Source organism: Bacillus xiamenensis (assembly GCF_000300535.1).
Taxonomy (GTDB): Bacteria; Bacillota; Bacilli; order Bacillales; family Bacillaceae; genus Bacillus; species Bacillus xiamenensis.
In genome coordinates, this window is the sequence record NZ_AMSH01000004.1 from 19,622 (window position 1) to 38,295 (window position 18,674).

Sequence of the window (18,674 nt, forward strand, 5' to 3'; positions counted from 1 at the left end):
ATTAGAATTTTCAAATAATCAAACAGCAAGGAGATTTACGATGCCAAAACAACCCATCCGCATTGAACTTAGTTCAACAAAAAAACCAAAACCTCAATCTGATCAACTTGAATTCGGAAAAATCTTCACAGACCACATGTTTGTGATGGATTATTCAATTGATAAAGGCTGGTATGATCCAAGAATTATTCCTTATCAGGCGATTCCCATGGACCCAGCTTCTATGGTCTACCATTATGGCCAATCGGTTTTTGAAGGCTTAAAGGCTTATGTTTCTGAGGATCAAAAGATTCTCTTATTCCGTCCAGAAAAAAATATGGAACGCTTAAACAGATCGAATGACCGCCTGTGTATCCCGCAAATTGATACAGAAACGGTTTTAGAGGGCTTAAATGAACTCATTCGCATTGACAAGGATTGGGTACCTGATGCAGAGGGCACTTCTTTGTATATTCGTCCATTCATTATTTCCACTGAGCCCTATTTAGGTGTTGCACCATCAAGCACATATAAACTGATCATTATCTTATCTCCAGTAGGCTCTTACTATAAAGAAGGCATCCATCCGGTCAAAATTGCGGTTGAAAACGAGTTTGTTCGTGCCGTTAAGGGCGGAACAGGAAATGCCAAAACAGCTGGAAACTATGCATCCAGCCTGAAGGCACAGCAAGTTGCTGAAACGAAAGGATTTTCACAAGTTCTTTGGCTTGATGGCATCGAGAAAAAGTACATTGAAGAAGTCGGGAGTATGAATATCTTCTTTAAAATCAATGGAGAAATCGTGACGCCTGAATTGAATGGCAGCATTTTGGAAGGCATCACACGTAACTCTGTGCTTGAACTTCTAAAGCATTGGGAGATCCCAGTGACAGAACGAAAAATTTCAATTGATGAGATCATTGAAGCCCATCAATCAGGTGAGCTTGAAGAAATCTTTGGAACAGGAACGGCGGCTGTGATTTCTCCTGTCGGTGAATTAATTTATCATGATCAGTCATACGTCATTCAAAATGGTCAAACGGGTGAAGTATCGAAGAAGTTGTACAATGCGATTACTGGCATCCAAAAAGGCACGCAGCCAGACATCTTCGGCTGGACCGTAGAAGTCGACTCGGTCGTCAAGCAAGCATAAGCAAGCGAAAGAACCTTTCATTTCACGAAGGGTTCTTTTTTTGTTTATGTTTACCTTCCTTATCGCTTATAATGGTCATTATACACTTATTCCCAAAAAGGAGTGATGGTATGTTTTTGACTTATCTACTAGCTATATTTGGGATTTTCATTGGGTCATGCATAGTGGCTACAGGATTCGAGGATTCGCCGTTTCTCACTCGATTTACATTTAAGTTTCTCGGGATTTCTACCATTGCCCTTTCTGTTACTTTTGTGAAGTATCGACGAAAGAGACGACATAGTCAAAAGACAAAATAAGACTCAACTTCACGCTCGATCGAATTAAATCGTGCACCAAAACAAAATTGATACACAGACAATCATCCCAGCATACATCCACTTTACCCCTTTGATCTCCCGCTTTCTTTCAATCAACAAAAAGATTTCCGGCAAAAAGATGATGATGATTTCAAGGATAAAGACAAGATTGTAAGCAAGCGGCATTGGCTGAAAATCAAACTCTCTCGCGTCTCCTCCAATTGTCGCAAAATACATCAACAAGTTGGTCACAGGGATTGTCAGACAAACCAACAAACGCAGTACATACATCCATACATATGATTGATACCGAATGAGACCGATAATCGAAGCGATCACTCCATACAAAAACAGCGCCACCGTGCCAAAGCTCATCATCGGGTGGACGACAAACCCGTAAAGCATGAAGCCGATTGCCATCATATTCTTCTTCCACCTCTTTCTTTTCAGCAGTACGTGCTGTTTTCTGTAGAACCCTTCCTATCATACACTTCTTTCTCATGTTTCCATATGGTCAAATCATCAAAAACGACCCCATAAAGGGGCCATTTCGTTTTATGCATTCACTGATTTGAAGAATTGCGGTAAATATTCACGGTGCGCTTCTAGCATTTCATCTAAAATTTGCTTTGCGATTTCGTCAGAAGGAACGAGTGGATTGATCGTCATGGCGACTAGCGCCGTCTCATAATCACCCGTCACAGCCGCTTCAGCTGCCACACGCTCGAATGATTTGATTTGTTGAACAAGTCCTCTTACAGCCACAGGGAGATCACCTGTCGCTATTGGTTTTGGTCCGTCCTTTGTAATGATACAGTTCACTTCAACCGCTGATTCAGCCGGAATACTGGCAATTGCTCCTCTGTTTACTGTATTCACTGGTTGTATGTCATGCTTATCATTATAAATCGAGCTGATTAAATTACATGCCGCATCGCTGTAATATGCCCCGCCTCTTTTTTCTAGCTGCGGCGGTTTAATTGATAAATCAGGGTCTTTGTATAACTCAAACAATTCCTGCTCGACTTGCTGCACAACCTCTGCTCTTGTTCCTTTTTCTTGTGCCGCTTTTTGCTCTTCTTCCAGCATATCTTTCGTTTTATAGTAATAACGATGATACGGACATGGAATGACCCCTAAACCTTTGACAAAAGAAGGCTCCCAGTTTTTCGCTTCAATGTTCCTCATCGACCACTGGCTATTTGGATTTCCTAATTCATCGAGCACCTGATCCATAATGCTGACCCCATCTAAATACACATCTAATCCATAGACCATATGATTGAGACCTGCGAACTGCACCTCGATGCGTTCAACATCGACATCAAGTGCTTTTGCAATCCCCATTTTGATTCCAATCGGCACATTACAGAGACCGACCACTTTTTTCAAATTCGTGTAGCGTAAAACAGCTTCTGTGACCATACCTGCTGGATTTGTAAAGTTCACAAGCCAAGCATCTGGACAAAGCTCTTCCATATCTTTCACGATCTCTAGAATGACTGGAATGGTGCGAAGACCTTTCAATAAACCGCCTGGCCCGTTCGTTTCCTGTCCAATGACGCCATATTTAAGCGGGATTCTTTCATCTTTCGCTCTAGCTTCAAGCAGTCCTACACGAAATTGTGTTGTGACAAAGTCAGCATCTTTCAGGGCTGCCCGGCGGTCAAGGGTGAGGTGCACGTCAATCGGCAAACCGGCTTTTTCGACCATACGTTTTGCAAGAGCACCTACGATGTTCAGCTTTTCCTGCCCTGCTTCAATATCCACAAGCCATAATTCCTTGATAGGCAATTCATGATACCGTTTGATAAAACCTTCCACCAGCTCAGGCGTATAGCTCGATCCACCGCCTATTGTGACAATTTTGATTCCGTCTTTCATGAATTGACCCCTCCAAATTGCTTCATTTTTTCATGGATCTCAATGATTTCCGCTGCAAGCTCCTTGACGGTCATTGCGTTCATGAGATGATCCTGTGCATGAATCATTAAGAGACTGATGTCAGTCTTTTCACCTCTGATTTCTCCTTGGATCAGTTCTGTCTGTGCGTGATGCGCCTCATTTAACGCGTCTTGTGCTTCCTGCAATTTTTGCTTCGCCTCATCAAAGTTTCCTTGTTTTGCAAATGTAATGGCCTCCATGGCTGAGCTTCTGCCATTTCCACCGTGCAAGATGAGTTGAAACACAATTTGTTCCATTTCCATCGGCCGCATCCCCCTAGTTCCCTTTATTACATGCTGGCGACATTTTCATCCGCTGATGCTTTTGTTTCCAGCTCATTTTCTTCTTTCAATTTCTGCTTATCCCACATTCTAAAGAATGGGTAGTATAGAACAAATGATAATGCAAGGTTGATCAGCTGCATGACAGCGCCAGAGATTTTCCCGCCTGTTGCGAGATAGCCTGAAATGATTGGCGGCATAGTCCATGGAACAGCGATTCCTGCCGGTTTTGCCACAAGTCCTGTGCTCATTCCGATATATGTGGTGACAATCATCAAGATTGGCGTGAGGATAAACGGAATGAGAAGCATTGGGTTCATCACAATTGGCATTCCAAAAATGATCGGTTCGTTGATGTTAAAAATGGCTGGCCCAATGGCAAGACGTCCTAGCTGTTTCATTTGTTTACTTCTCGCACGCAAGATCATCGTCAGCACCAAAGCAAGCGTCGCGCCGCTTCCGCCGACGTTGATGAAGATTTCAAAGAACTGCGCTGTGAAAATATTCGGCAGCACTTCTCCTGCTTGGAATGCAAGACGGTTTTCATCCATCGCCCCGAGCCAAATCGGTCCCATGACGCCTCCGACAATCGTGGCTCCGTGAATACCACATGCCCAGAGGAGCATTTGTACACCCATGGCAACGATACTTCCACCTAAGCTTCCGCCAAGAATGGAGAGCGGTGTGCCAATTAAGACCGTGATGATATTATGAATACTCTCAAAAGGTGTCATCTCGATCAAAAGTCTAGCGACCCAGATCAGCGTGATGACCACAAAACCTGGAATAAGTGCGATAAACGATTTACTGACTGCTGGCGGTACACCATCAGGCATTTTAATGACGATATTTCGCTGTACAATAAAACGGTAAATTTCGGTTGAAAGCATGGCAATAATCATGGCGACGAATAACCCTTTACTGCCCATGAGTGAGACAGGAATGCCGCCATTCACTAGAATGGCTTCTGTTGAGCCTTCAGGTGTGAACGGTACTTGATATGGTGTGGCTAAAAGGAAAGCCGCAACAGCGATCGCACCAGATGACAGTGCATCAACCGCATACTTTTCCGCAAGCCTGTACGCAATCCCAAAGGTTGCAACAAGTGCCATAATGTCAAAGGTTGCATTCACTGGATAAGATAGTTTCGTGGCCCACTCGTCTCCAAAGATACTTGCCATAAAATCGCTGTATCCCGGAATTGGAAGGTTGGCTAAAATAAGAAACAGTGAACCGACAATAATGAGAGGCATTGTTAAAACAATTCCGTCACGCAATGCTTGTAAATGTCTTTGAGCGGCAATCTTTCCTGCAAACGGCATAACCTTCTCTTCTAGAAATCGGTTGAATCCATTCATCCCTTCCGCCCCCCTTATCCGTTCACTAACTGTTCAGCAGATTTTAGAACTTCGGCGCCATTACAAACACCATAATGCACGGTATTAATGACGTCTACTGGTATTCCTTTTTCTTCTCCGAGCTTTTTCATTTGTGGTAATAAATATCGAACCTGCGGTCCCAATAAAAGCACATCGGCTTGATCAATATGACTTTTTGCAGCATCTCCAGATACCGCCCAAATACGATAGTCTTTTCCTTGTTCTTGTGCACTTTTCTCCATTTTGGTGACAAGTAAGCTTGTTGACATACCTGCTGCGCAAACCAATAAGATGTTCATGTGTAAACGCCCCCTTTTCGAAGTATGAAGCTTTTCTTTACACATTCATCATATTATGAAACCGCTTTCATAAACACCTATACTTTTTCCTTTAGGAAGCGGAAAAAGTTAAGATCACACCTTTAGTTCTTGTACGAAGGAACTTTTTTATACATCACATCCAGCATGTCTTCAAAGGTATCACAGGCGATGAGGTGCTGAATGAATTTCACATGATGCACAAGCTCTCCCAGCAGCCGGTACATGCCTTTTAAGTCTTTGACATTCTCTTTTTCGACACAAAGCAAGCAGACAAATTGAACTTTTTTCTCTCCCCAAATGATCGGTTTTTCTAATGTACAGATCGCCCAGAACGTTTCGTCTGTCAGCGGCGTCATCGGATGCGGAATGGCTGTGTAATGCCCAAATGAGGTAGGTGCAGCCTCTTCTCTTTCCATCACAGATTGTGTCAGTTCTACTGGCGCTAACCCCAGCTCAATGACTTTCTGCGTGAGAAATGTTACCACCTCTTCCTTTGTTTGAAAGGCGCATTTTGTAAAAACCAATTCCTTTTTCATATATTGAGAGGCTAGTGTCACTCTCGTTTCACTCGTCAAGGCTTCCTCAATTTTTAAAAAGTCGCTGCCTCCTAAAATCGTGTTTACTTGAATGACTGGAATCGGTAATTCCATCTGAATGGGGATGGTCGTGATAATTAAATCCAAAGCATGTAAAGAGACGTGCGGAAGTGAGTAGAGCTCTGCTGTTCCTAAAATGGTCAGTTTTGATCCAAATTGTGACTGCAGCCGATCCTGCAATAGTCTTGCACTTCCTGCGCCAGATGCACAGACAATGAGACATCGCTTCGGCGGTATCTCCATTTTTCTACGCTCTAAGGCAGCACCAAAATGAAGCGCCATATATCCGATTTCATTCTCATGAATGGACAAACCCGCCTCTTTTTCAATGACCCTGCTCGCAATAATTCCAGCTTCAAAGGCGATTGGATAGCCTGCTTTTATCTCATCAAGCATCGGATTTCTTAAGTTCATTCCATATTTACACCTGTTCATTGCTGGCTTTAAATGCAGACTGAGCCCAATCAGTAATTCCGCATCATCCGCTAAATCGAGCTGTAACTTTTGGTCAATGGCTTTCAGCATAAGCTGAACAAGACGGCTCGTGTCGTCATCGACAATTTGTTTTTGACCGCTCGATGAAAAAGACTGTACCATTTTGGCTGTTCCTAACAAATGAATGGCAATATAGACAACTTCCTCTTTTGGAAATGAGACATCAAGCAGTCCTTCAAGACGCTCAACCATTTTTTTGGCGACCTTGTATTCCTTTGCCCTCGGGATTTCATTGATTTCCTCTGGCAGCACAGATACATAGTTTCCGTGTCTAATCCGTTTACAGGCAATGGCAACATGAACTATTAAATTATTCATGCAAATGTCTGATAGATTCATTCTTTCCTCGTTGATATAATCAATCATTGTTTTCTGAATCAATTCCAGCTCATGTTTTGGCAAAATGGTGATGGCTGTATTCAGCATCGTTTGATAGGAACGGCGTTCGTTGAACAAATATTCTGACATGCAATAGCGGATTTTCATCTCAGACCCTTTAATTCTGCATCCTTTATTCGGCTTTGCTTCCAGTTTCAGATCAAAGGGCTCAAGCTTGCGTTTGACCCATTTCATGTCGTTACTCATCGTCGATTTACTAATAAACAGCTGCTCCTGTAAGTCCTCTAGCTTCACATACGATTCTGCTAGAAGCAGCTTCTTTAAAATAAATCGAACACGTTCCTCCGGTAAAACGGCCAGAGGCTCTTCCTGTTCAACCTCTTCCTTCATAAAACGGCGAAAGGCATTCTCATCTTTGATCAGCAGCTCATAACCAGCTCCTCTAACAGCTGATACATTCGCGTGATAAGGGGCAAGGCGGTCATTCAGTTCCTTGATGTCTGTACGGATGGTGCGGCTTGTTACTTGTAAGCTGACAGAAAGCGCAGCGCTGGTGAGAGGAGTCTCAGCTGCCATCAGCTGACTTAAAATATGCGCCAGTCTTTTACTCAGCATCAGATCGGCCTCCTTCATTAAGGGTGGAGAATCTGCCTTGTCTGGACAGGTTGTATACGCTTGCAGTTCTCTTCATTACTCATATTCTACTGAAAAGAAATAAAAATTGCCAACTCATTTATATGACAATTGCCCCTATTTATACAATCAACCATATCTAATGACCTATGAATCTCCTTCTAAGAGGCTGCTGTAAACATCATGAAAAAGGCGTTACACCTTCGTGTATCCGCCTTTTTTATGAGGAAGTCAGTTGTCATCTTTGGTCATGTGTACCGGTTGCATGATCAAATGGCTTTGAACGGTTTCCCTGCTTTTTTCCGTACACAGAGGCAATCGCATCTCATAAGTCCTTCGTGTTTCAATTCACGCTTCCGCTTCTTTTTCGACAGCTTTACTTCCGTCCATTCCCTTTTACATCGTACTCACTGCTAAATAGGCATACTCTGAGAACTAGCTGATCAAGTGCGGAACGAAGCGGGATCGTTTAAAAAGCTTTTTTCATTTTCATTTGTTATGTACTGAACGGAGAGAGATGTAAAATCAATCATTCAAACAGCCTCTTTTTTGTTCAATTGATTTCATAAAAAAAGCCGGATTATCCGGCTGATATGTTACGACTTTTTGATGCTTTTCGTTCTTTATATATTTTCCTCACCACTGGATAAATCACTGGAGCCCATTTGACCATTTGTTTCAGCCATTTTTTCATTTTCTCCCGCGCCTCCTTATTGTCATTCTTACAAGACAATTCCCCATCTTGTCACGAAATAAACAGGTGCGGGAGAGCAGGAATTAAATGACGCCTTGTGCGATCATGGCATCTGCGACTTTGCGAAATCCTGCAATATTTGCGCCTGCCATTAAGTTCCCAGAGTGACCGTATTCTTCAGCTGTCTCGGTACACTGACGATAAATCGACTGCATCATTTGTTTCAACTGACCATCTACTTCTTCAAACGTCCACGACAACCTCGCACTATTCTGCGCCATTTCTAATGCTGAAACACCGACACCGCCAGCATTCGCCGCTTTTGCAGGTGCAAACAGAATATCATGTTGTTCAAATACTTTGACCGCCTCAAGAGTGGATGGCATATTAGCTCCTTCTCCTACAGCGATGACACCGTTTGCCACCAGCTGCTGTGCTTGCGTCTCTGAAATTTCATTTTGTGTCGCACATGGCAGCGCAATGTCACAAGGGACAGACCATATTTGTTCACAATCTTCAATTAACTCAGCGTGCGGGTGAGTGTTTATGTAAGCCCCAATCCGCTGGTTGTCGACTTCCTTCAGCTGCTTCACTGTCTCAAGTGAAATGCCTTGAGGATCGTAAATGACTCCGCTTGAATCACTACAAGCAACGACCTTTCCGCCTAATTCCAATACTTTTTCCATGGCATAAATTGACACATTCCCTGAGCCAGACACAACAACCGACATGCCTTCAAATTGCAGTCCATGTGCTTTTAACATTTCTTCCATAAAGTACACCAGTCCATAGCCCGTCGCTTCTTTTCTGGCTAAGCTGCCTCCGAATCCAGGACTTTTCCCTGTAAGGACACCCGCTTCATACGCACCACGCATTTTTTTGTACTGGCCGAACATATAGCCAATCTCGCGTGCACCTACACCAATATCCCCTGCTGGCACATCTTGATCTGGTCCAATATAACGGCTGAGTTCACTCGTAAAGCTTTGAACAAAACGCATGATTTCTCCATCAGACTTCCCTTTTGGATCAAAATCTGATCCTCCTTTTCCTCCGCCGATCGGCAAACCAGTCAATGCGTTTTTAAAGATTTGTTCAAACCCTAAAAACTTGATGATGCTTGCATTGACCGATGGATGGAAACGAATGCCTCCTTTGTAAGGACCAATCGCACTATTGAATTGAACCCTAAACCCTCTATTCACTTGCACTTTGCCTTCATCATCTACCCACGGTACACGAAACACAACAAGCCGCTCAGGCTCAATTAATCGTTCTAAAATCCCCAGTTTTTCATACTCTGGATGCTTTGCAAAAACCGGAACGAGTGATTCCAGAATTTCTTTTACAGCTTGCTGGAATTCCGCCTCGCCTGGATTTCTTTTTTCTACATCCTCTAGTACACGATGGATGTAGCTTTGTGCTGTTTGTGCTGCTCGATCTAAGGTCAACATGTCTCATCTGCCTCCTTGTAAATATCTCACATTTTTGATTGTCAGATTTTCTAACGCATATTGAGACTAATTTAACACCATTTGTAAAATCTGATCAATATTGATAACAGATGAAAATGATGCCGAATTGAGATAGATCAAGCAGTCTCATCTTTCGTCTTGAAAAATGCCTGCACAAAGAATGACGATCGTGCTAGAAATGATGAATTGGACTTACTATGTCCCGCTTTCTTTGACAGATTGTTGAATTCCTCTTTCTTTCTAGATGATTTTTATTTGAAAAAAAGGCCAAAAGTTTTATCAGGGAGGCTCAATCTTTGCGAAGCTTCCCGCATCTTCGATCAGGTAATACGACACAGAGCCAATATAAAATAGAAGAAGATGGGAAGTTCAACAAACCGACAATGCCCCAGAACCACTTATAACGCCCTCTTTTCTTCGCATCCATAAATAAAAGAAATCCCTGTGCAAACAATAACGGCAATACGCATAATAAGATGATTATTTCCGTCTGACTCATTAGAAAGACCCTCCTTTGATGTGATGATATTCCTTGATGCCTACTATGACGCAGAGCGGCACACTTACTACTTGGAGACATATGAAGATCATGGGCAATTGAGTAATGGCAGCTGCAAAAAGTGTAAGTATGGTGAGGCTGATGATAATGTACGCCATCATTTCTTGTTTCAAGCGTCTTTTCTCTTTTTCCTTTCCCTGCTTTAGCATCCGCATCACAGCCTGTTCACTCGGCTTTTCTACTTCAATCTGTTCATCTAGCTGCTGTAACTCCTCTTTCAAATGCTCGGCGAAACGATCTTCCTTCATTTGAACCACTCCTTTCGAATTTTCTTTACCCCATGATGAACCCTTGATTTCACAGTGCCTTCTCTCATACCAAGCATCGAAGCAATTTCGGGGTACGTATAGCCATTATAATAATGCAGAATGATCGGTACTCTCTCCTGAACCTTCAATTCATTTAAAACATCCCATATCTCATGCCATGTATGCCCCCTTTGCTGAACGTCCCATTTGAAACGGCGTATCGCCTCTTGATTCGCCTTCCCTTCTCTCGTTTGTTCACGTTTTCTTTTCTTCTGGTGATCTAAAAATTGTCTAGTTGCAATAGAAACGAGCCATGTTGAAAATAAGGAATCTCCTCTAAAAGAAGAAAGTTTCATATATGCTTTCAGCATCGTCTCTTGCATCATTTCCTCTGTCTGCTCTTGCTGAAGGGTGAGCTTCATCAGATAACGATAAAGAAACGAGTAGTGATGCCGATAAAGAGCGGTAAATGCAACATCATCTCCCTGTTTTGCCCGCTCAATCAATAAGGTCTCCTCTGTCTGCTCCAAACACGTCCCTCCTTTCTTTTCTACGCTTATTTATCAGACGACACTGCTGATCACATCGTTTAAAATGAACTCTATTTTTTCAAAATGGAACCTTTTCTCCCTAATAATCCGATCAATGACCCATTTTATATCCAATTTTTTCTTATGTAATGATTATGACATTGCTTTGTCCCTAACAGAATGACGTTTTCGTAATCATCATGATTTTCCATAGAATGGAACGTCTCTTTCCCATAATCCCTATGTCATCCCAATACCTATCGTCAATGATCCTTGTCTCATTTAGATGAAAATGAAATAATCATCGCCTTAGTTTCCTAGAAAATCATGAAATCTATTGATCCTATTCTTAGCCGATGATACCTTTTCGCATGCTATGCTCGTCCTACATTCCGAAAGAGGCGATGCTGGCGAAAGAAGGAGGAGTGTTTCAATCGCAGCTTATTTTGGAAACGTTTACATTAAAACAAAATATAGAATGGAGATGTTCATGTTGAAGAAAAAAATTCCAATGTTAGCTGGTGTGTTAGCGGTTGGCCTCGTGACTTCATTATTTGCACCAAATGGGGAGGCACAAGCAGCAACCAAATATCCAGAAAGCCCTTCAATTATGGCCAATTTTAATCAGCAAGGATTTGCTACTCTAAATGGTGGCACAACAGGCGGTGAAGGCGGTAAAACGGTGACAGTGAAAACTGGAAATGAACTATTAGCTGCCCTCAAAAGTAAAGGAACAAATGAGAAGTTAAAAATTGTTGTAGACGGAAAGATTACCCCTTCTAATACATCGGCCAATAAAATTGATGTGAAAGATACAAACAATGTCTCCATCGTCGGTAAAGGCACGAATGGCGAATTTAACGGGATTGGCATTAAAGTTTGGCGCGCCAATAACATTATCATCCGTAACTTGAAAATCCACCACAGCAAAATTGGTGATAAGGATGCGATCGGCATCGAAGGCGCTTCTAAAAACGTATGGGTCGATCATAATGAACTTTACAACACGTTAAACTCTGATAAAGATGATTATGATGGTTTATTTGATGTAAAAAATGACTCTGATTACATTACGTTCTCATGGAACTACGTACATGACAGCTGGAAAACGATGCTCATGGGCAGCTCCGATAACGATAACTACAACCGAAAAATCACTTTCCACAACAACCGTTTCGAAAACTTGAACTCTCGTGTACCGTCTATGCGCTACGGGGAAGGTCATGTGTATAACAACTATTACAAAGGCATCCATACAACAGCGATTAACTCTCGTATGGGCGCGAAAATGAGAATTGAGCATAACGTATTTGAAAATACAAACAATGCCATCGGCAGCTGGGACAGCCGTCAAGTCGGTACATGGCATGTCATCAACAACTCTTACATTAACAGCACAGGCAGTCTGCCAACGTCTTCAACAGGTACGTACAACCCTCCTTATAACTACTCTTTGCTTAACGTGAACAATGTGAAATCAGAAGTTGTATCAAATGCGGGTGTAGGAAAAGTAAACCCTTAATACACAAAACGTTCGGACAGCCATCTGTCCGAACGTTCTTGTCATTCATTTGATTGACACTGTAGAAAATGGACGGTCCATCTCATACAACTTTTGATAACGCAGGTTTTCTCTCAATAAATCCTGGTGCTTGCCCTGCATCTCAATGCGACCATCTTCAATAAACATGATACGGTCACACGCCTCACACCCAGTCAGGTGATGGGTAATCCAAATCACCGTCTTGCCCTTTAATACACGAAATATCGTGTCAAGCAATTCAGACTCTGTGCGCGGATCCAGTCCGACAGTTGGCTCATCCAATACCACAATCGGTGTATTTTGCAGCAAAATCCGAGCTAACGCCATCCGCTGTCTTTCACCACCTGAGAAACGAACCCCTGTCTCCTGTACCCCTGTGTGATAGCCTTCTGGTAACGATTCAATGTAATCGTGCAGCTGCACCTGTCTCGCCGCTTCTTTTACCTGTTCTTCTGTTGCGTCTGTAGCGCCTAAGCGGATATTGTTCAAAACAGACGTATCGAATAAATAGGGCTGTTGATTGAGGACAGACACATCATCTGACATATTCCATTGAACGCCCTGAACTGGTTTCCCCAGAATGCTGACAACACCTTGATTTGGCATGACTGCCCCTTCTATCAATTTTAAAATGGTCGATTTCCCTGCACCGCTTTTTCCTAAGAGGGCGAGGGTTTCTCCTTGTTTAAGGGAAAACGTGAGGTTTTTCAGTACATGCTGATTTGCCTCATATCCAAAGACTACATGATCAAAACGGACCGCTTCATCATGAGAGACTGGTGTCTCATCTGCTGTCTCCCTCTCCGCTAATCCTTCGTATGACTGCTTTTCATAATGATGTAACCTACTGACGGCATGCTGGTAAACAGGAATATCTCCTGCTGCATCTGACAGCGGAAGAAAGGCTTCTGTTAACGGAAAGAGCACAAGTACAAAGGCCGCGATGAGTGTATGTGACATGGAACCTGACTGAACGACCGAGCCGCTCCAATACACGACAAGGACGACTGCTCCTCCAATGATCAGCTGCGAAAAAAATTGGCGCAGACGGATAAACCGATGCTTGGCTGCTTCGAGTGTTAACAGCTTCGCTTCTTTCTGTTCATACCCGTCAACAAAATCGTTCTGCCTCCCGCTAAACAACCAGTCACTGACGCCCATAACGGCATCTGTTAAATGGCTGTACAGTTCATTTCTGCCTTTTTTCATTTGAATTTGCCTTGCCCGGTTCACAAGCACTGTGACATACGGGAAAACAAATACAAGCAGTGCCATATAGAGCAGCATCAATCCAGCAAAAGGCCATGAGAAAAGGCCAAGTGCTCCAATCGATCCTGCATATAAAAGCAGCGCACCGATGGATGGAAAGATGGTTTTTAAATACGCATCCTGTAATCTCTCCACATCTTCTGACAAAAGCCCAAGCATTTCACCTGTACCCAGCTTTGTCTGTTTGGCACTTCGTTCAGCCATGTCATATAGACGCACCCGCATTTTTTCAATCATCGTCAAAATGAGCTGGTGGCTCGCCAGTCTTTCTGCATAACGAGCAGCTGAGCGTGAAATACCAAAGGTACGTACTGCCACGATTGGGACATAGACCATCAAGATATTCTCGGGTCTTGTGGCAGCTTTTGAAATCAAAAATCCTGAAGTATACATGAGCATTGAAGCAGAGAACACCGCAATGGCCCCTAAAAAAAGTACCAAGGCAAACAGCTTTTGATTCTCCTTGATATAAGGTATAAACCAGCCTTTACTGACCATGTGTGACCGCCCCCATTTGCTCCTGTACCAATTGATAGTACACACCTTTTCTTTCCATTAATGATTCATGAGTACCCATTTCTGCAATGGTACCATGATCCATGACAATGATTTCATCCATATCCGGCATCCAATGAAGCCTGTGTGTGGCCAAAAACACAAGTTTATCTTCAAACAGCGGAAGCATCGTTTTCTTCAATTCATACTCTGTCTCAATGTCCAGATGTGCCGTTGGTTCATCTAACAGCATGATTGACCGCTGCCCCAGCACAGTCCGAGCAAGCGCAATCCGCTGCGCCTGTCCGCCGCTCAGCCCCCTTCCCTGTTCACCAATGACCTCATCCAGCCCATTTGCCAGCTCCGTTGCGAGCTGAGATAAGCCTGCCTTCTGCACAGCTCTTTCGACTTCTTCATCTGTTGCATGCGGCTCATAAAAACGAATGTTTTCTCGTAATGTCATGTGAAACAAATAAGGATGCTGCGGCATATAAACGACTTCCTTTTGCCACGCCTTCAGCTGTAAATGAGCAAGCGGCTGGCCGTTTAGCAAGATTTGACCTGAAGACGGTTCAACAAAACCGCCGAGGACATCTGTTAACGTCGATTTACCTGAACCGCTGGCACCAATGATACCAATCTTTTTCTTCCCTTTAACAGTGAGGTTCACATCCTGAATTGAATAAGGGGCTTGTTCATCATGCAGGACACATACATCTTGCAGTGTGAGTTCAGATTGGTCATTCCACTCGTTCAGCTTCACAGATTGTGTCTCCTGCGTGCGGAAGCCTTTTTCGTCTAAAATGACCTGAATGGCTTCATTTGCTTCTTTTCCATTTAACGTCGCATGATAATCATTTCCCACCTCACGTACTGGCAGGAAGTATTCCGGAGCAAGCATCAGTGCTGTCAAAGCCGGCAATAACAGAAGGTCTCCTTCAATTAGTCGCAAGCCAAGAAATACAGCGACGGTCGCAATGGACAGCATGGAAAAGAAATCGAGGGCAAACGATGAAAGAAATGCGACCTTTAGCGTACTCATGGTCGCCTTTCGATATCGCTTTGAGACCTCCGCGATATTGCGAGAGTGCTTTTTGCTAATACCTAAGTAGCGAAGCGTTTCAAGACCACGGAGGGAATCAGTAAAATGATTGGATAATTTCTCATACGATCTCCATTGTTTGGCCGCTTTACGCTGAGCGACAAGACCTAGCAAAATCATAAAAACAATTAAAATCGGCAGCGTCACAATCAAAATGACAGCAGATGTTTCATCTAATGTCCAAACATAGACAAGGACCATCACCGGAATCACAGCCATGTTCACCATTTTTGGCAAAAACAGCTGTAAATACTGACGATATTGGGCAATTCCCTCCATCGCTAATGTCACAAGCTTTCCTGTTCCTTTTTTCTTGGTGAAGGCTGGACCTAACCGAAAGAGCTGGTCTAACAGCTGCTTTCTGACGTCTGCTCCAATTCGGGAGGAGTAGGTAAACATGACCTTCTCCCGAATGAAGGTGAGACCGTGCCGAACCAGAAAGGCAGCAAGAAACAGCAAAACATATGGCGTTGCCTGCGTGAGGCTTTTCCCGTCAAACAGCGTTGTTATGGCATGTGCCAGCCACTGTGCTTGGAAAATGATACTTGCTCCTTGGATGAGTGACACAATACCTAAGAGGGCAAGCAGCCCTCTCATTCCCTTTAATTGAAGCAAACGTTTATCCATTAGTAGGTCATTGGCTCCTTACCGCTTACACGTTTACGGAAGACATAGTAGCTCCAAATTTGATACCCAAGCACAAAAGGCAGCAAAGAAATGGCTACAATCGTCATGACCGTTAGTGAATACGATCCTGATGCAGCGTTTTGAATGGTGAGGTCAAACGCATGGTTGATTGAACTAATCATCACACGTGGGAACAATGCGGTGAAAAGCATTGTCACCGTCACCATAATACCTGCACCTGTGAACAAGAACGTCCAGCCATCACGCTCTTTCCTCATAAAGGCAAGAGCCGCTAGATAACAAACCACAATCAGTACAGTTAACGGAATGGTGATGATCGGGCGCACTGTATAAATGTCTGTTTCAATGATTGACACACCGACAAATACAACAAGAACTGGGAGTGCAATCAATAAGACACGCCGAGCGAGCTTTCTTGCACGATTTCTTAAATCACCCTCTGTTCGGAGTGTGACAAAAATCAATCCATGCAGAAGGCAAAGAACCGTCACCGCCACCCCGCCGATGACTGAATAAAGATTCACAAAGTCTGTGAAACCTGCGTACATATTCATGCTTTGATCAATTGGCATGCCTCGTAAAATACTTGTGAATAACACACCGAGCAAAAATGGCGGAATCAGACTGCCAAAGAAGATGACCCAATCCCAGGTTTTGATCCAGGATGCTTTTTCAACCTTTCCTCGAAATTCAAAGGCGACTCCCCGCCCAATGAGCGCTAATAACAGAACCGCAAACGGAATATAGTATCCACTGAACATTGTGGCATACCAGTGAGGAAAAGCAGCGAATATAGCACCTCCAGCTGTAATGAGCCAGACCTCATTCGCATCCCAGAAAGGACCAATCGTATTGATTAAAATGCGGCGCTCGTGAGCATCCTTTCCAAGCAGCTGCATGGACATTCCTACACCAAAGTCAAAGCCTTCTAAGAAGAAAAACCCAACAAACAATACTGCGACAAGAATAAACCAAATCTCGTTAAGATAAGCCATGATATGCGCCTCCATCAAATGGATCTGTAGACAGGTCCGTTTCATCCTTATGATCTGTATCCTCTTCAGAATGTGCCCCTTTTTTAATTTCTCGAATGAATAAGTAAGCAAGCACAATGGCAAGAATCAGATAAATGGTCGTAAAGCTAATCACTGAGAATAACAGCATGCCGTATGATACGTTTGGTGAAATTGATTGAGCAGTCGTCATCATACCAAAGACGGTCCACGGCTGACGCCCGATTTCAGTCATGATCCAGCCGGCTGAGTTCGCAATAAACGGGAACGCAATCATCCAAACCATCAAGCGTAAATACCATTTGTTTGATTCAAGTTTTTTTCTAAAGCTCAAATACAAACCAATCATACTAGCAAAAATCATCAGCATTCCGGCACCAACCATGACTCTAAAGCTCCAGAACGTTGTTTTCACTGGAGGAATGTAGTCTCCTAGGCCAAACTTTGCTTCATATTCTTTTTGAAGCGTCAGCATCCCTGGAACATCTCCGCTGAATTTCTGATAAGCTAAGTAACTTAAAGCAAATGGAATATTGATTTCACTGGAGTTTTCTTTTTTATCGGTATCAATGTTGGCAAATAATGTCCAAGCGGCGGGATCTCCACTATCCTTCCACAGCGCTTCACTTGCTGCCATCTTCATCGGCTGTGATTCCATGAGATGCTTCGCTTGGTCATGTCCAGAGAATGCTACACCTAAGCCAGAAATAAGCGCGAGTACCATGGCAATCTGGAATGATTTTTTGAAAAAGGCGATCTCTTGTTTTTTGATCATTTTATAGGCACTTACCCCTGCAATAAAGAAAGCACCTGTTGCCAGTGCACCAAACAGAACGTGCGGGAACTCTACCCAGAGCTGCGGATTCGTCACAAGCGCACCAAAATCATTCATTTCTGCACGTCCATTTTTAATCACAAATCCGACTGGCTCCTGCATGAATGAGTTGGCGAGTAAAATCCAAAACGCCGAAAAGATCGTACCAAGAGAAACAAGCCAAATACACAATAAATGAATTTTTTTCGGCAGGCGATCCCAGCCGAATATCCAAAGGCCAATAAAGGTTGATTCAAGGAAAAAGGCCAAAAGCGCCTCGATGGCAAGTGGCGCACCAAAGACATCACCGACAAACCTTGAATAGTCAGACCAGTTCATTCCAAACTGGAATTCTTGCAAAATACCTGTCACGACACCTACTGCAAAGTTAATTAAGAAAAGGTGACCCCAAAATTTCGCCATCTTTTTATAGATGTCTTTTTTCTTCACCACATAAAGGGTCTGCATCAATGCGACGATAAACACCAAACCGATGGACATAGGAACAAAAATAAAATGAAATAATGTCGTTGAGGCAAATTGAAATCTTGCTAAAAACAGTTCGCTCACAGCCTTACATCCTCCCTTACTTTCGCCTACCGAATGATTTGAGATATTTATGCTCACTACTTCACATAAAGTTCACCATTTGTTCAAACATTCACAAGTAATAGTCTATTTGAGTTGGTTCATCCGGTGAATTTTTACTCTTGTTTTTCATTCGGTTAGTTATTTATACCTGTACTTTACACCCATGCGCTTCAAAAATAAAGTAAATTTTACCTAAAAATTGGATGGTATTGTGTCAGTTATTTGAATACTTTGTCAAAAATATGTGACAGAAAGAAAAAAGCGCAAATAAATAG

General features: G+C 43.0%; 17 protein-coding genes. 2 read left to right on the plus strand and 15 right to left on the minus strand.

The window, feature by feature from the left end; translation table 11 throughout:
- Positions 1-40 precede the first annotated feature (40 nt).
- The gene (locus BA1_RS02650; RefSeq protein WP_008355453.1) at positions 41-1,132 is read left to right on the plus strand and encodes a branched-chain amino acid aminotransferase; all 1,092 of its coding nucleotides are present in this window, start codon (positions 41-43) and stop codon (positions 1,130-1,132) included.
- Between the two features lie 323 nt (positions 1,133-1,455).
- On the opposite strand, the gene BA1_RS02660 is transcribed toward BA1_RS02650, so the two are convergent.
- The 11 genes from BA1_RS02660 to sigY all read right to left on the minus strand — a co-directional run bounded on the left by BA1_RS02660 (position 1,456) and on the right by sigY (position 10,924).
- Positions 1,456-1,854: a hypothetical protein gene (locus tag BA1_RS02660; RefSeq protein ID WP_008355455.1), complete on the minus strand. Its 399-nt coding sequence runs from the start codon at positions 1,852-1,854 to the stop codon at positions 1,456-1,458.
- A 132-nt stretch (positions 1,855-1,986) separates the two neighbouring features.
- Positions 1,987-3,315, minus strand: coding sequence for a 6-phospho-beta-glucosidase (locus BA1_RS02665; RefSeq protein WP_008355457.1), 1,329 nt, complete (start codon positions 3,313-3,315; stop codon positions 1,987-1,989).
- The gene (locus BA1_RS02670) at positions 3,312-3,638 is read right to left on the minus strand and encodes a PTS lactose/cellobiose transporter subunit IIA (RefSeq protein ID WP_008355460.1); all 327 of its coding nucleotides are present in this window, start codon (positions 3,636-3,638) and stop codon (positions 3,312-3,314) included. Before BA1_RS02670 ends, BA1_RS02665 begins: the two co-directional genes overlap by 4 nt.
- 26 nt (positions 3,639-3,664) lie before the next feature.
- Positions 3,665-5,014 (minus strand): PTS cellobiose transporter subunit IIC, encoded by a 1,350-nt coding sequence (celB, locus tag BA1_RS02675; protein WP_008355463.1) that lies wholly within the window; start codon positions 5,012-5,014, stop codon positions 3,665-3,667.
- 14 nt (positions 5,015-5,028) lie between these two features.
- Positions 5,029-5,334 carry a PTS sugar transporter subunit IIB gene (locus BA1_RS02680; RefSeq protein WP_008355465.1) on the minus strand — a complete coding sequence of 102 codons (306 nt, stop codon included), beginning with the start codon at positions 5,332-5,334 and terminating at the stop codon, positions 5,029-5,031.
- Positions 5,335-5,456: 122 nt separating this feature from the next.
- On the minus strand, positions 5,457-7,400 hold the full coding sequence (locus BA1_RS02685; protein WP_008355467.1) for a BglG family transcription antiterminator: 1,944 nt from the start codon (positions 7,398-7,400) through the stop codon (positions 5,457-5,459).
- A 598-nt stretch (positions 7,401-7,998) separates the two neighbouring features.
- On the minus strand, positions 7,999-8,112 hold the full coding sequence (locus BA1_RS19350; protein WP_008355469.1) for a hypothetical protein: 114 nt from the start codon (positions 8,110-8,112) through the stop codon (positions 7,999-8,001).
- 83 nt (positions 8,113-8,195) lie between these two features.
- Positions 8,196-9,566 (minus strand): NADP-specific glutamate dehydrogenase, encoded by a 1,371-nt coding sequence (gdhA, locus tag BA1_RS02690; protein ID WP_008355471.1) that lies wholly within the window; start codon positions 9,564-9,566, stop codon positions 8,196-8,198.
- A gap of 310 nt (positions 9,567-9,876) precedes the next feature.
- On the minus strand, positions 9,877-10,086 hold the full coding sequence (locus BA1_RS02695) for a hypothetical protein (RefSeq protein WP_008355473.1): 210 nt from the start codon (positions 10,084-10,086) through the stop codon (positions 9,877-9,879).
- Entirely contained in the window at positions 10,086-10,394 is a 309-nt protein-coding gene (locus BA1_RS02700) for a YxlC family protein (RefSeq protein WP_008355475.1), read from the minus strand. Before BA1_RS02700 ends, BA1_RS02695 begins: the two co-directional genes overlap by 1 nt.
- Positions 10,391-10,924, minus strand: a complete 534-nt coding sequence (sigY, locus tag BA1_RS02705) for an RNA polymerase sigma factor SigY (RefSeq protein WP_008355476.1) — start codon at positions 10,922-10,924, stop codon at positions 10,391-10,393. The genes BA1_RS02700 and sigY overlap by 4 nt, the downstream gene beginning before the upstream one ends.
- 490 nt (positions 10,925-11,414) lie before the next feature.
- Between sigY and BA1_RS02710 the strand changes: the two genes are divergently transcribed.
- A complete protein-coding gene (locus BA1_RS02710; RefSeq protein WP_034738258.1) occupies positions 11,415-12,446 on the plus strand; it encodes a pectate lyase family protein in 1,032 nt (343 codons plus the stop codon).
- Between the two features lie 45 nt (positions 12,447-12,491).
- On the opposite strand, the gene cydC is transcribed toward BA1_RS02710, so the two are convergent.
- From cydC to BA1_RS02730, 4 genes are read right to left on the minus strand one after another with little or no spacing between them, the layout of a single operon-like run.
- Positions 12,492-14,234 (minus strand): thiol reductant ABC exporter subunit CydC, encoded by a 1,743-nt coding sequence (gene cydC, locus BA1_RS02715; protein WP_008355481.1) that lies wholly within the window; start codon positions 14,232-14,234, stop codon positions 12,492-12,494.
- Positions 14,224-15,960, minus strand: coding sequence for a thiol reductant ABC exporter subunit CydD (gene cydD / locus BA1_RS02720; protein ID WP_008355483.1), 1,737 nt, complete (start codon positions 15,958-15,960; stop codon positions 14,224-14,226). Before cydD ends, cydC begins: the two co-directional genes overlap by 11 nt.
- The gene (gene cydB / locus BA1_RS02725) at positions 15,960-16,976 is read right to left on the minus strand and encodes a cytochrome d ubiquinol oxidase subunit II (RefSeq protein WP_008355485.1); all 1,017 of its coding nucleotides are present in this window, start codon (positions 16,974-16,976) and stop codon (positions 15,960-15,962) included. The genes cydD and cydB overlap by 1 nt, the downstream gene beginning before the upstream one ends.
- On the minus strand, positions 16,963-18,378 hold the full coding sequence (locus BA1_RS02730; RefSeq protein ID WP_008355486.1) for a cytochrome ubiquinol oxidase subunit I: 1,416 nt from the start codon (positions 18,376-18,378) through the stop codon (positions 16,963-16,965). The genes cydB and BA1_RS02730 overlap by 14 nt, the downstream gene beginning before the upstream one ends.
- Positions 18,379-18,674: the final 296 nt, after the last annotated feature.

Excerpts from the sequence above, each read along its gene's own strand:
- BA1_RS02695 (WP_008355473.1), bottom strand. The coding sequence starts at position 10,086 with ATGAGTCAGACGGAAATAATCATCTTATTATGCGTATTGCCGTTATTG.
- gdhA (WP_008355471.1), bottom strand. The coding sequence starts at position 9,566 with ATGTTGACCTTAGATCGAGCAGCACAAACAGCACAAAGCTACATCCAT.
- celB (WP_008355463.1), bottom strand. The coding sequence starts at position 5,014 with ATGAATGGATTCAACCGATTTCTAGAAGAGAAGGTTATGCCGTTTGCA.
- cydB (WP_008355485.1), bottom strand. The coding sequence starts at position 16,976 with ATGGCTTATCTTAACGAGATTTGGTTTATTCTTGTCGCAGTATTGTTT.
- BA1_RS02700 (WP_008355475.1), bottom strand. The coding sequence starts at position 10,394 with ATGAAGGAAGATCGTTTCGCCGAGCATTTGAAAGAGGAGTTACAGCAG.
- cydC (WP_008355481.1), bottom strand. The coding sequence starts at position 14,234 with ATGGTCAGTAAAGGCTGGTTTATACCTTATATCAAGGAGAATCAAAAG.
- BA1_RS02670 (WP_008355460.1), bottom strand. The coding sequence starts at position 3,638 with ATGGAAATGGAACAAATTGTGTTTCAACTCATCTTGCACGGTGGAAAT.
- BA1_RS02685 (WP_008355467.1), bottom strand. The coding sequence starts at position 7,400 with ATGCTGAGTAAAAGACTGGCGCATATTTTAAGTCAGCTGATGGCAGCT.
- BA1_RS02665 (WP_008355457.1), bottom strand. The coding sequence starts at position 3,315 with ATGAAAGACGGAATCAAAATTGTCACAATAGGCGGTGGATCGAGCTAT.
- BA1_RS19350 (WP_008355469.1), bottom strand. The coding sequence starts at position 8,112 with ATGAAAAAATGGCTGAAACAAATGGTCAAATGGGCTCCAGTGATTTAT.
- BA1_RS02710 (WP_034738258.1), top strand. The coding sequence starts at position 11,415 with ATGTTGAAGAAAAAAATTCCAATGTTAGCTGGTGTGTTAGCGGTTGGC.
- BA1_RS02650 (WP_008355453.1), top strand. The coding sequence starts at position 41 with ATGCCAAAACAACCCATCCGCATTGAACTTAGTTCAACAAAAAAACCA.
- BA1_RS02660 (WP_008355455.1), bottom strand. The coding sequence starts at position 1,854 with ATGATGGCAATCGGCTTCATGCTTTACGGGTTTGTCGTCCACCCGATG.
- cydD (WP_008355483.1), bottom strand. The coding sequence starts at position 15,960 with ATGGATAAACGTTTGCTTCAATTAAAGGGAATGAGAGGGCTGCTTGCC.
- BA1_RS02680 (WP_008355465.1), bottom strand. The coding sequence starts at position 5,334 with ATGAACATCTTATTGGTTTGCGCAGCAGGTATGTCAACAAGCTTACTT.